The sequence below is a fragment of the Actinocrinis puniceicyclus genome (genome assembly GCF_018283645.1).
Classification (GTDB): domain Bacteria; phylum Actinomycetota; class Actinomycetes; order Streptomycetales; family Catenulisporaceae; genus Actinocrinis; species Actinocrinis puniceicyclus.
The window spans coordinates 1-14,355 of the sequence record NZ_JAGSXH010000129.1; the positions used below are offsets into that span (position 1 = coordinate 1).

General features: G+C 66.7%; 5 protein-coding genes. 3 read left to right on the forward strand and 2 right to left on the reverse strand.

The window, feature by feature from the left end; all coding sequences use genetic code 11:
- Positions 1-115: 115 nt before the first annotated feature.
- Positions 116-337, reverse strand: coding sequence for a hypothetical protein (locus tag KGA66_RS24395; RefSeq protein ID WP_211471050.1), 222 nt, complete (start codon positions 335-337; stop codon positions 116-118).
- A 305-nt stretch (positions 338-642) separates the two neighbouring features.
- Between KGA66_RS24395 and KGA66_RS24400 the strand changes: the two genes are divergently transcribed.
- The 3 genes from KGA66_RS24400 to KGA66_RS24410 all read left to right on the forward strand — a co-directional run bounded on the left by KGA66_RS24400 (position 643) and on the right by KGA66_RS24410 (position 13,039).
- Positions 643-1,131, forward strand: a complete 489-nt coding sequence (locus KGA66_RS24400; RefSeq protein WP_211471052.1) for a hypothetical protein — start codon at positions 643-645, stop codon at positions 1,129-1,131.
- A gap of 185 nt (positions 1,132-1,316) precedes the next feature.
- On the forward strand, positions 1,317-12,701 hold the full coding sequence (locus KGA66_RS24405; protein ID WP_211471054.1) for a LamG-like jellyroll fold domain-containing protein: 11,385 nt from the start codon (positions 1,317-1,319) through the stop codon (positions 12,699-12,701).
- Positions 12,695-13,039 carry a hypothetical protein gene (locus KGA66_RS24410; protein ID WP_211471056.1) on the forward strand — a complete coding sequence of 115 codons (345 nt, stop codon included), beginning with the start codon at positions 12,695-12,697 and terminating at the stop codon, positions 13,037-13,039. Before KGA66_RS24405 ends, KGA66_RS24410 begins: the two co-directional genes overlap by 7 nt.
- 300 nt (positions 13,040-13,339) lie before the next feature.
- On the opposite strand, the gene KGA66_RS31215 is transcribed toward KGA66_RS24410, so the two are convergent.
- Positions 13,340-14,355 (reverse strand): tyrosine-type recombinase/integrase (locus KGA66_RS31215; RefSeq protein WP_211471058.1); only part of this gene is annotated, 1,016 nt, incomplete at its 5' end.

The following is a 14,355-nucleotide window of genomic DNA, read 5'->3' on the forward strand; positions in this document are numbered from 1 at the left end:
AAATCGGATATAGCGCTCATGGCAAGCCGGGCACGCACCGCCGCACCGCCATGACACCCCGGCTATAGCAATGCGCTACAACACCGTCAACCGCCAGGAGTCGATCCCCGCGACCTCAAATCTCAAGCTGAGGCGTACTGAACCACGGCCCGGCGGCCTGGGACGCGTACAGCGCCCCGACCAGCCAGCCCGAACCGATCACGCCGCTGAAGCCGGCGGCGGTCAGGTGCCAGAAGCCGAGGTGGCGCTTGAGCAGGTGGTCCGGCGCGAATGTCCGCCGAGGGACTTCCTGGGCCATGTGCGCGCAATACCACGCCGCGAGCGAATCAATCCACATTGATGCGATTCTGGCCGGTTCCAGGCCGTTGGACGGGTTCTGACTCAGGCGGCGGGGGCTGACGGCCGGCCGTCCGGATCGGCCATATCAGATCTCTGTCTGAGCGCGTCAATGGTCATAGGTCGCGGCAGGCGCCGGACTGTGGCCTATGCTCGGGCGCGTCGGCACTGTGTCGCGGGTTGGCTGGAGGGGCGGGAATGCGGAGCGTACGTGAAGTGCGTGGTATCAAGGTGCGTAACACTCCGCACACGCCGGGACGTGGCCGCCGGCGCTGGTGGCCGGCTGCGGCAGGCGCTGTCGCGATCGTGACGGCAGCGGGCGTGTGGGCCCTGTGGCCGTCGTCACGGCCGACGTACGATCCGCCCCACAACACCCGCCAATACATCGCCTTCACCGCATGTCTGCTGACTGGTCCCGCGGGTCTTGCCGATCCGCGGGCCCGCGCCGTGTGGTCCGGGATGCAGGCGGCGTCGTCCGCGACGAACGCGCAGGTCAGCTATGTCGCCGCCGCCGTAGGACAGGCCGAGACGATTGGTTCGGTCACGCCGTTCGCCAACAGTCTGGTACAGCAGCGCTGCGGGGTGATCGTCGCGGTCGGGCCGGTGGAGGTGGCGACGATGCAGGCGGTCGCCGCCGGGCATGCCGAGGGCCGGTTCGTCCTGGTCGGTGGCGGCAGCGCGGCCTCGAATATCGCGGTCGTGCCGCCTTCCGGGGGTTCGAGCATTGCGTCTCGCGTGCAGGTCGCCGTCCAGGCCGCGGTGCGCGGGTCGTTCCGTTCGGGTGTGTTCTCGTGATCCCGGTCACAGCGTAGTGCCACCGACCGGGCCTGACAGGTCAAACCCCGCGAAGCTGACGGTGCATCAGTATCTCAGGGCTTTTAACGCTCGTATACGTGCTTAGACTCAGCCTCCTGTGTTCAAGCGGGTGCGGGTTTGAGAGGCGGGCGGGGTTGATGGGGTTGCGCTCTGGTCGACGTCGTGTGGGATTGTCGCGGCGTCTGGCGCGCATCACCGCGATGATGGTCGTCTTCGCGCTCAGTGTGGTCGCGGCGATGGGATCCGCGGACGCCGCCGTGCTGCCGCGGACCACGGTGAAGCTCTCCAGTGTCGAGGCCTTCGTCAAGTCGTTGTTCGCCGACGAGGTGGGGCTGCCGCGGCAGGTCTCGGGCACGGCCGCGGGCAAGGGCGGCCAGGTGCCGACGGCGGTGACGCGGGCCGGTAAGGGAGTCGGCCGGCCTCCGGGTAAGGGTGTCGGGGAGCTTCCTGCGTTCAGTCCGTCAGTGCACAGGACCGCGGCCGGCAAGAGCGCCGCAGCGCACGCGGGGTTTGACGCGAAGACGAGCAAGCGCAACGCGCGCAAGTCGAATGCGGTCTCTGACTGGTACGACAACGCGGACGGCTCGTACACGGTCAAGACCTCGCAGGCGCCGGTCAACTTCAAGGCGGCTGACGGCACGTGGCAACCCATTGATGCCACGCTGGTGCGCGGCGCGGGCGGCAGGTTGCAGCAGCGTTCGAACCGGATCGGGGTCTCGTTCGCGGGCGGCGGCGCCGCGGCCGGTTCAGCCCTGTCCGGGACGCAGAGCGGCTTGGCCGGTCCGCGCACCGCGCGATCCTCGAGCGCCTCCGTCCCGGCGCAGTCGGCGGGAGAGTTGGTCTCCGTATCGCTCGGTGCTTCGCAGCGGTTCGGGTGGTCGCTCTCGGGCGCGGCCTCGGTCGATCCGGTGACCTCGGGCTCGACGGCCGAGTATGACGCGATCCTTCCGGACACGGATCTCGCGCTGACCTCGGAGAGCTGGGGCGTGAAGGAGACCTTCACGCTGGCGGGCAAGTCGGCGCCCAATTCGTGGACCTTCCCGCTGTCCCTCTCGGGGGTCTCGGTCAAGGACGATCCGGCACACGGATGGGAGTTGGTCGACGGCTCGGGCTCGGTGATCGGTCGCCTGTCGGTTCCGTTCGCGTACGACAGCGTCGTGGCCCGCGGCCAGCACCCGCACACCACGTACGCGGTGACGTACCGCCTAAGCACGGACGCCTCGGGCGCGCAGTCACTGGTGATGACCCTGAACAAGGCATGGCTCGACGATCCGGCACGGGTGTTCCCGGTGACGGTCGACCCGACGATGACGGTCGGCGACGCCGGTGTGCGGGCCTCGACGTACATCGAGTATCCGTTTTCGAACAACTACTCCTCCACCGGGCAACTGCTGTCCGGTTACAGCGACTGGAGTTCGCCGACGGTCAAGGCCCGATCGTTCATCTACTTCGACTCGATGCCGGTGGCCTTGGGGTACCACGTCACGCAGGCGAACCTGGGGATCTTCGACGTCTGGGCCGCGTCGTGCAGCGCGGAGCCGTTCGACGTGTATCCGGTCATCGATCCGAACTGGACGATAGGCAGCATCAACACCCAGTTGACGTGGAACAACACGACGTATACCGGGCCCTCGGTCGGCTCGTCGATGGGTGAGGTTTCCGCGTCGCCGGGAGCCGCGTGCAGCAACACCGGCGGGGACCCGAGTACCGGCGCCTGGATGTACCCGCAGTTGAACACGAACGTGGTGAATCAGTGGACGTCTACGAACGCCGGTTCGTACCACGGGATCGAGATCGCCGCGCCGAACGAGTCGAACGACCTGGAGTGGAAGATCTTTGACTCCACCGCGATCTCGGCGAACTCCCCGTACATCTACCTCACCTACACGCCGAACGTCGTGCCACAGGTGAATTCGACCTCTCCGGTGTCCGGTTACAACTCCCCGACGTTGACGCCGACGCTTTCGGCGAGCGCCTCGGACTCGGACAACTGGCCGAACATCGGACTCGGTTACGAGTACCGGGTCTTCGACGGGGCCAACGACCAGAAGGTGGCCGATTCGAACCCGGGGGCCCATTGCCTGGGTGGTACGAAGCCGTCCTCGGGCGCGTCGTGGACGGTGCCCGCGGGCGCGCTGAAGTGGGGGCAGTCGTATTACTGGTCGGTGGCCGTCTGTGACGGGGACGACTGGTCGGGTTGGGCGGCTTCTTCGGCGTTGGTCGCGGCGGTACCACCGCCGTTGCTGACGTCGAGTCTTTCGCAGAACACCTCAGGGCACGGGTTCGATCCTGCGCTGGGGAACTATACGAAGTCTGCGACGGATGCGCAGGTCGCGTCGGCGGGTCCGACGCTCGCCGTGACACGGGATTACAACTCGCTCGATCCCCGTACCACGCAGGCGTTCGGGGGCGGCTGGTCGTCGTTGTTGGACGCGCGGGCCACCGAGGTGCGCGACGGGTCGGGTACCAACGTGGTGAGCGTGAAAGTGACGTATCCGGACGGCTCGGAGGTCGGGTTCGGCAAGAACTCGGACGGGTCGTTCGCGCCTCCGCTGGGCCGGTTCGCCACGCTGGCGGCAGTCTCGGACGGTTATACGCTCACGGACAAGAACGACACGGTCTACTCTTTCACGCACCAGACGGCCACGGGCTCCGGCGATTACCAGATCGGTGCGGTCACGGACGCGGCCGGCCGAAGGATGGAGGTCAGGTACTCGGCGACGACCGGCGGACTGGCCACTCGTTACCTCTCGGATGTCTCAAGCCGCTCGATCTACTTCAGTTGGAGCTCGCCGAGCGGCAACATCTCCGCGCACGTGAAGACGGCGTACACCGATCCGGTGACCTCAGGCGGCGTCACGGCCCCGCTGACGTGGACGTATAGGTACAACGGCAATCAGCTCTCCGAGGTGTGCCCGCCGACCTCCACGGCGTGCACGGGTTATCAGTACCAGCAGACGACGTCGCAGTACCGCACCGCGCTGCTGGACGGGGGCCCGACTGCGTACTGGCCGTTGTCGGAAGCATCGGGTCCGACGGCGGGCGATCTGGTGCTGGCGAACGAGCAGTCGAAGGATGCGACGTACTCGGCCGCCGGTGTGGGCTACGGGGTGGCGGGTCCGCTGGCGGGGTCGACGGCGACGGGGGTCAGCCTGGACGGGTCGTCCGGTTCGATCGCGCTGCCGCGCAATCTGGTGACCGGGACCACCTACCTGACCATGTCGCTGTGGTTCAAGACGGCGACGACATCCTCGTATGGTCCGTTGCTGTGCGAGCAGGACGTCGCGCTGCCGGGGACACCGAAGTACGCCACGTGTTCGCTGTACGTCGGTACCGACGGCAAGCTGCACGGCGAGTGGTACGCGGCGTCTGGCCAGATGGTCTCGACCGTGGCTGTCAACGACGCGCAGTGGCACCACGTGGTGCTCGTGGGTGCGGGCAACAGTCAGCAGTTGTATCTGGACGGCAGCACATCGAAGATCAGCGGCGGCCCGCTGTCCGGGCAGATCAACAACCTGACACAGGGTTACGAGTACGTGGGTGCGGGCTACAACTCGAGCACGTGGCCGGGCACGCCGGCGACCGCGGGCAACTGGTATTTCCCCGGGTCGGTCTCGGACGTCGCGTTCTCTCAGTCGGCGCTGCCGGCGGCCACGGTCGCGCAGTTGAACACTTCCGGAACGACGGCCATCCCGATGCTCACCGCGATCACGCGCCCGTCTGGGAATGAGGCGGCGCACGTCACGTATTCGACGGTCACCGGCCGGGTGACCAGCGTGGTGGACGAAAACGGCGGAACCTGGGGGGTGCAGGCTCCGACGGTGTTCGGTTCGGCGGAGGGCTACCGTGCGGCGGTGATGGGTTCGGCGCCCAGCGGCTACTGGCGGCTGGGTGACCCGCCCGGCGCGTTGGGAGTGCACGACGAAGTCGCTGCCGACAAGACGGCGATGATCTATTACGGTACGCCGACGCTGGGTGCGAGCGGGCCGCTGAACGCGTCGCAGAGCGCGGCGACGTTCGACGGCACGAGCCAGCACGCGGCCACCGGGAGCGCGGTACTGGACACCTCGAAGTCATTCTCGGTCTCGGCGTGGGCGAACCTCGCCTCGACCAGCGGGTTCCAGGACGTGGTGGCGCAGGACGGGTCACAGGACACCGGGTTCGAGTTGCAGTACGACGCGACGGATTCGGCGTGGGCGTTCGCGCGCACCGCGACCGACACGGCGAGCCCGGTCGGGATCAAGGTGCACGCTTCGTCGAAGCCGTCCACGGGCACGTGGTATCACCTGGTCGGGGTGTTCAACGCGTCCGGCGGCAAGAACACGATGAGCCTGTACGTCAACGGCAAGTTGGCGGGCAGCGGGACGGATTCGACACCGTTCAACGCCACCGGGTCGCTGGAGATCGGGCGCGGGAAGTACAGCGGGTCGCCGAGCTCCTATTTCAACGGCTCCATCGCCGAGGTCGCGGTGTCCCCCAGCGCGCTGGACGGCGCGACCATCGCGGCCATGTACGCGGCGGGCAAGAACGCGTCCGGGCTGAACCCGACCGAGACGGTGACGGTCACGGACCCCGCGAGCAAGACGCTGACCTATGAGTACGACCCGGTCAACGGCGGTCGGCCGGTAGCGCAGATCGACGCGCTCGGCGCGAAGACCACCTTCGGCTACGACACCTCCGGTTTCCTGCACACAGTGGTCGACCCCAACGGGGACGAGACGATCACCGGGCACGACGTGCGGGGTAACACGGTCTCGCGGACCACGTGCCAGAATCAGGCCACGAACTCGTGCTCCACCTCGTACTACACGTACTTCCCGAACGACGCGACCGCGCAGCTGACCACGGCCGATCCGCGCAACGACATGTTGCTGACGGCCAGCGACGCGCGGTCGAGCAGCAGCAGTGACACGACGTACCGCACGACGTATGCGTATGACAAGTTCGGTGACCGTACGTCGCTGACTACGCCGCCGGTCGCCGGGTACCCAGCGGGGCGTACCGCGTCGACGGTGTTCACCGACGGTACGATCACGTACCCGGCGTCGGACGATCAGACCAAGCCGGTTCCGGCCGGATTGCCCTGGAAGCAGACCTCTGCCGGCGGGTCGGTCACCCAGTACAACTACTACGCCGACGGCGACCTGTACTCGACGGTGTCCCCGACCGGGAACATGACGACCACGTTCACCTATGACGCGCTCGGTCGGCCGACCACCAAGGTCGAGACATATAACACCGGTGCCCCGTGCACGAACCTCAACGGCTCGATCGTCTGCCCGGCTCCGGTCTCGCTGACGACCACCACGGTTTACGACGGGCTGAACCGCGCGGTCACGGTGACCGCGCCGGCGACGATGGACCGGGTGACCGGGGACACGCATCAGGCGCAGACGACCACCGTCTACGACGTGGACGACAATCAGACCTCGCAGACGATTGCCGATGTGGGCGGCTCGACGGTGCCTGACACCGCCCGTACGACGGTGCAGCACTATGACAGCCATGACCGGGTCGACTGGTCGATGGATGCGCAGCAGACCGTGGACGGCAACGGCACGAGTTCGAGCCCGGACCTGACCAAGGCGACGCAGTACTCATACGACGCGTACGGCAACAAAGTGCGGGTGGTCAGCCCGCAGGACCAGAACGGTCGCTCCGCCGTCTCGGACTACACGTACGATCCGAACGGCCGTCTGCTGTACTTGACACTGGAGGGGTACACCGGCTCGCCGTCCGGATCGCAGCCCGCTGCGAATCAGACCCTTGAGGCGCACACGTACGACCCGGCGGGCCGGCTCGCCTCGGCGACCGACGCGATGGGTGTCGAGACGGACTACCTGTACTACGACAACGACCAGACCGCGGAGGTCACCCGTTGTCGCCACGTTGTCTCCTCGGGCGGTGGCGGGACCTGTTCGGGCGGGTTGTTCGTGCAGGAGTCCGACAGCTACGACGCCGCCGGGCATTTGATCAAGAGCCTGACGAACAACGGCACCACCGAGACCGACCATGCCTACGACGCGGCGGGCCGGCAGACCTCCAGCACCCTGGACCCGCATGGGCTCAATCGCACCACGGCCAAGACGTACAACGCAGACGACCTGGTGGTATCGCAGCGCACCGGTGACGCGGTCGGTTCGGGTACCACCGACTACCAGTACAACGCCGATGGGGCGATGACCGCGCAGTCGGTGGAGAACTACACCACCGGCGCCCCGAACGGCTGGTGGAAGCTGAACGACGGCGCCGCCGGGGCCACCACTCCGGTCACGGCCCGGGACTGGTCCGGACAGAACGATCCCGGCACGCTGAACTCCGGTGTCGCGTGGACTTCGGGGGCCGCGTCGTTCAACGGCACCAGCGGTTCGATCACCACGGGCGCCCCGGCGATCAACACCGCCGCCAGCTACTCGGTCTCCGCGTGGGTCAACGCCTCATCAGGCTCCAGCAACTTCACCGTCCTGTCCCAGAGCGGGAATTCCGCGAGCGCGTTCCAGCTGCAGAACGACGCGACCACCAACGCGTGGCGGTTCGCGGTGAGCAACACGGACTCGACCACCACGACGCATACCGGGGTGGAAGCCTCGGCGAACAGTTTGGCCACGGGCGTCTGGACGCTGCTGACCGCGACGGTCGACCTCTCGTTGATGACGATGAAGCTGTACGTCAACGGGGCGGCGGTGGGTTCGGCCACGCTGCCCGGCGTGTGGAACGCCACCGGCCCGGTGGTTGTCGCGGCGGGCAAGGTCGGCGGGGCGATGACGCAGTTCTTCCCGGGCCAGGTCGCCAACGTGCAGGTATATCAGCGTGTTCTGGGTCCCTCGGACGTTCAGACGCTGTATGCCGATGGCAACGGCCGTACCGGGGGAGCGTTGTCGGCCCCGTCGAACACGACGGCCTGGGCGCTGGACGGCCGGGACCTGCCGACCTCGATGACGGATGCGAAGGGGCTGACCACCGACTACGTGTACGACGAGGCGGGGCACCGCGCGGTGACCCAGGAGCCCGCGGTCGCCGCCGGCACTTACAGCGCCTCAGGCGGATACACGCAGACCTCGCAGCCGGCCGCCCCGATAAAGACCACCGGGTACGACACTTTCGGTGACGCCCTCGAGTCCAAGGACCCGACCGGCGTGGAGGCGATCACGTCCTTCGACGCCGACGGGCGTGCGACCGCGACGAAGCTGCCGGACTACCAGCAGCCCGGAAGCGTGGCCGGCAACAACCAGTTGCTGACAGGTGAGTCCCAGAAGACGCAGTACAACGAGCTCGGGCAGAAGACGGCGACGTGGGACCCGGCCGGCGTGGAGACCGACTTCGCCTACGACCAACTCGGGCACCAGACCGGTGAGACGCAGGATGTGGGCGGCGCGAACCAACTGACCACAACGGCCGCCTACGACCTGAGCGGCGAAACGTTGCAGGTGAACGACCCGACCGGAAACATCCAGGCCGCGACCTACGACTTCCTGGGACGCACGGTGACGACCACCCAGGTCCTCGGCCGCGGCGGCTCCGGCAGCATCCAGATCCCCACCGGTTGCAGCGAGTACAACAACGTCGCCACCCAGGCCGCGTGCACGACCAACTACACGTACAGCGACACCGCCGGTTACCTTTCCCAGGTCACCAGCCCCAGCGGCGTGGGTACGTCGTATGGCTACGACGCGGCCGGGGAGCGCACCGGCGTCACCGACGCGGCGAACCAGACCACGACGACCGGGTACGACTACGCCGGCCGCGCGGTCAAGACCACGCTGCCCGACGGCACCTACACGACCAGCGTCTACGATCAGGCCGGACAGGTCACCGCGCAGTCCCAGTACGACGCGTCCGGCGCGCTGCTGCGCGCCAGTGGCACCACCTACGACGCGGACGGCAACGTCCAGTCCACTACCGATCCGAACGGCAACACCACCCACTTCAACTACGACGACGTCGGGCGGCTGGCCTCCGAGTCCCAGCCGGCGTCCTACACCTCCAGCCTGTCGCAGGTGCCGTCGGTCACTCAGACGATCACCACATCGTTCGGGTATGACCTGGCCGGACGGCAGACCGAGTACGTGACCGGCGGTGTCGGCCCTAGCGGCACTCCGAGCTACTGGTACACCACCTACAACAGCAGGGGCCTGTCCGAGTCCACCATCGCCCCGCCGACCGCGACCTACACGTCCCCCGCGGATTCGACCACCACGGTGACTTATGACGCGGACGGGCGCCCGGTAGAGCAGGACTCGCCCGGCGGTGTCGTCAGGACCGTGGGCTATGACCCGCTCGGCGAGGTCACCAACCAGGGCGGCAGCAGCACCAACGCGGCGGACGCCCCGACCGCGACCCGCCAGTTCACCTATTATGCCAATGGTCTGATGAAGACCGCGTCGACCACGAGTACCGCCACCAGCGGGTCGAACGCCACCAGCGAGTCCTTCACCTACGATGACTCCGGCGCCCTGGCCTCGGCCAGTGGCAGCGCCGGCACCAGCGCGTTCGCGTACACGGCAGACGGCCAGATGGCCAGCCGCACGGACACCATCGGCGGCACCGCGTACACCACCGGTTACGGCTACGACAGCGCCGGGCGCCTGTCCACCATCGCAGACCCGCTGACCGGCAGCACCCTGACCTATGCGTACACGGCCAACTCGCCGGATTACGGCATCACCTACGGCACCGGCGGCAACGTGCGCTCGTTCCACTTCAACGCCGCGCACGAACTGGCCTCCGATACCCTGAAGACTCCCGGCGGCGGCCAGATAGTCTCCATCGGCTACGGCTATGACGCCAATGGCAACGAGACCAGCAAGACCACCACCGGGTTCACCGGCGCGGCGGCCAACACCTACACCTATGACCAGGCCAACCGGCTCAAGTCCTGGAACAACGGCACCACGGTCACCGGATACTCCTACGACCAGGACGGCAACCGCACCAATGTCGCCGGCAACACCTACACCTATGACGCCCGCGACGAGCTGACCAGCGACGGCACCAACACCTACGGGTACACAGCGCGTGGCACCCTGGTGTCCACCACCAGCGCCAGCGGTACCTCGGCCACGGCGACCGACGCCTTCGGCCAGATGCAGGCCGACGGAACCGACAGCTACACCTACGACGCGTTGGGCCGCGTCGTGCAACACGGTAATACAGCGTTCGATTACACGGGTACGGGCAACACCCTGTCCTACGACGGGTACACCACTTACTCGCGCGACCCCTCCGGTGGACTGGTCGCCGACAAGCAGCCCACTTACGGAGCCTGGCTCGACCTGACCGACCGGCATCAGGACGTGGTCGCCTACTTCGGCCCCACCAGTACGGACCTGGTCGGCTCGGTCGCCTACGACCCGCTGGGCAAGATCCTGTCCAAGGTCGGCCACAGCACCGGCCTGGGGTACCAGTCCGAGTACTACAGCCAGTCCACCGGCAAGGTGAACATGGCTGCCCGCTGGTACAACCCCGCCACCGGCGAGTTCACCGGCAAGGACAGCGCCTCTAACAATCCGGTGCCGAACAGCGCCAATGCCAACCCGTTCGCCTACGGCAACGACAACCCGCTGACCAGCACCGACCCCAGCGGACATCGCGCCTGCCCCGCCGACGGCCAGTGCTTCGGCACCGTCAACTGGGATCACGGCGCCAGCAACGAAGCGCGCTCCTACCGCGACTGGGAGACTGCGCAGGCGCGTACCCCGAGCCATCAGATCATCTCGCAGTACGCGTCGAACGAGTTCGATCGCTGCGGGGCCCGCATGGGCTGCTTCGTCGGGCGGCTCAAGGCTCTTCAGAGCATCAAGATCGGCAAGGACGGGCACACGCTGACGGGCAATCCGGCCGCTGTCGCCGACTTGAATTCCGTTATCAAGGACCTGTTCGGCAGTGGTGACGGCAGCGCTGATGGGAGTGGTGGCGGCAACCAGCACAAGCAGTGCAACTGGAACCCGATGACCTGGGGCGGATGCGCCCACAACGCGGCGGTGTGGGTGGCCAAGCACCCGCTGATCCAGCAGATCGTCACTACGGCGGTCGGCGTCATCGCTGGTGGGTTGTGTACCCTGGCCACCGACGGTGCGGCCGTCGCGGGCTGCGCGGCATTGGGCGGCGCGGTCGCCAACGGGCTGAATTACGCGATCACGGCTGATGCCACCGGCAAGGGAAGTTTGGCCGGTTTCGTCGGCTCGGTCGCGGTGGGCGCGGCGACGGGCTGGGCCGCGGCCGCCACCGGAGGTGTGGCCGCCGGCATGATCAAGAGTGCTTTCGGGGCGGACGCCGCCGCGTCCCTGCTGGGCAGGGCTGCGATCGGCACGGTGTCCGGCGCGGCCGGCGGCGCGGTGTTCGGCGGCGGGAGCTACCTGAACGCCTGCTCCGATACCGGTGGGTGCAGCGTGTCCGGTTTCGTTGACGCGACGGGGACTGGAATGGCTGTCGGAGCGGTAGGAGGCGGCGCATTCGGTGCCATCGGCGCGGTGGGCGCAGGCAGAGGCGCCGGGGCATCAGAGGCGGAGGCCGCGCGGTCTGAGGGCGAGGCGAGTGGGGCGCGGACCGGGTCTGGCTGTATGCACAGCTTCGCCGGTGAGACCGGTGTGCTGATGGCAGACGGCAGCTCCAAGCCGATCGATCAGATCAAGGTCGGGGACAAGATCACCGATGCGGCGCCGGGCGGTGTGAGCGAGATCCACACTGTCGAGAGGGTGATCGTCACCACTACGGACCACGATTTCGCGGCGCTGACTATTGCTCCGGTGCGATCCGTGGGCGCCGGCGCGGCGGTGGAGGTGCCGGCTTCGGTCGGGAAGGGCCTGGCCGCCGGTTCCGGTACGCGCACCAAGTTCGCGGGTGCGGCGCTCGCCGCGGCGCTGGTGCTCGCGCCGGCTAGTGGCGCCGCTGCGCACCAGGTGGCCGGTCCGCGTGCCGCACCGGCGGCCACGGCGAACCTGACCACGACCTACCATCACGCGTTCTACGACGTGAGCACCAACCAGTGGACCGAAGCTGAGCACCTGCGCGCCGGCGATCTGCTGCAAACCCCCACCGGGTACGCCGTCCTCGACGCCGTCCACCTCTACCACGCCAACACGGTCACCTACGACCTGACCATCGGCGCCCTGCACACCTACTATGTCGTCGCAGGATCAACGCCCGTACTCGTCCACAATTGCACCGAGGGCGAAGAAGGCTCTCCGACTGCGGCAGAGCCGACGAAGCTGTATCGTGCGCCACATGCCGGAAACAAGGACGCAGAGGAGTTTGGTCTCGATCCTGCTAATCACCCTGCGCAAGGCCGTCATCCGGGTACCGCATACCTCGGTGATACTGAGGGAGTGGCTCAACAGTACGCCGCCCAAGGTATCTATGAGGACGGGTACTGGGAGTACACGATGAAACCGGAATTTGAGAGCGAGTTCCCGGCTGACCAGTACCGCGTCCCTCACGACAATAAGCCTGGGGAGTATCAATGGATCATTCCGCAGGGAGAGATACCTAGGTTCAACAACCTCATCCAAGGCTCCAGATGGATCAACTACTACGAGGGGTACACGTGGTAGACAAGGGTCAGCTTTGGCGAGAGTTTGGTTTGCACAAGTTCGAGATTGTGGAATGCGAAGTCGTCGAGCATCGCGGTCATTTCGGAGTAGATGTAGACGTGCTCACTCCTCATGGCAAGAAGCCTGCCTTCATCGATTTTGTATTACTTGCAGAGCCAGGTACGGCAGTGACGCCAAGAGATTTCCCCCCAGTGGGGACTGTTCTCCGCGCAGTCACCTTGGATTTCATGCCTTGGGGAGAACTTCGTCTTTCGGCTCGGTCGTCATCAATTCAGCGGCAGGAACTCATTGATTTAGAAGCGGCTGAAGCCGCGGAAAAAGACACTTCAACCGAGTAGCGCATTATCAGATGGGGCCTCGGTTGCAGCGTGCGCGGCCGCTGCCGTCACTATCGTCAATACGCTGAGTACGTTTTGTCGGTTTTTCTACCTTTGTGGATGCTTGCTTAACGGCGTGTTGCCGTCAGTATTGCCGTCACAAGAGGTTGACGGATGGTGTGCGTTGCCGTCAGGTCGCGCGGGAGTGAAGTCCCTGCTCGGCGGCGTGATCCGAGGTTTCGGGTATGCGAACGCCCCGGCCTGTTTCGTGCAATGTCAGGCCGGGGCGTGCGGTGGGGTTGCCGTCAGCAGGGGTTACGGCTAGTTGAGAGCGTCGTCGAGGGCGGTGAGGGCGGCGCGTTGGGTGGCGGGGCGGGTTTCGCTGTAGATGTCGGCGGTGGTGCCCAGGTGGGCGTGGCCGAGGACGGCGGAGGTGATGTGCAGTTCGGTGCCCGCTTCGCCGAGGAGGGTGGCGGTGGTGTGCCTGAGGTCGTGAATGCGGAAGTGGGGAAGTCCGGCGATGGTTTGGAAGCGGTCGAAGACGCGGGCGAGGCTGTAGGGTTCGAGTGGTTTGCCGTTGCGGGCGGTGAATACCAGTCCGCTGTCCTGCCATTTCGCGCCGTGGAGGGTGCGTTCGCGGTTCTGGCGTCGCTGGTGCTGGCGCAGGACCGCGATCACTGAGTCGGTCAGGGCGATGGTGCGCTTTGAGGTGGGGGTCTTCGGCGGCGCGAAGGTGATGCCGGTGCCGATCAGGCGTTGGAGAGTCTGGCCGATGCTGAGGGTTCTCGCGTCGAAGTCGATATCGCTCCAGCGCAGGCCGAGCAGTTCGCCCCGGCGCATTCCGGTGAGCAGCGCGAGGTGGACCAGGGCGTAGAGGCGGTGGTCGCTGGCGGCTTCCAGCAGGGCTTTTGCTTGGTCGAGGGTGAGGGCTCTGGGTTTGTGTGTGTCGCGGCCGGTGGGGACGTGGACGAGGGCGGCGACGTTGCGGTGGAGGTATTCCTCGCGTACGGCGTGGGCGAGGGCGGCGGCGAGGGTTTGGTAGATGCGGTGGACGGTGGTGGGGGCCAGGCGCATCTCGCAGCACTGGCCGATGGCGCAGCAGCGGGGCGCGTGCCGGCGCCGTTCCTTGTTCTGGGCGCAGCACTGGCAGGTGGTTTGCAGTTTGGTGACGAAGCGGCGTACGTCGGCGATGCTGAGTTTGTCCAGGTGGATGCGGCCGAGGTGGGGGATGAGGTGGACTTCCACGGTCGAGGTCAGTAGTTCGAGGGTTGAGGGCCGTACCCGTGGTGCCTGGACCTCGGTGAGCCACCAGGTCAGGTAGTCGGCGAGGGTGGGGA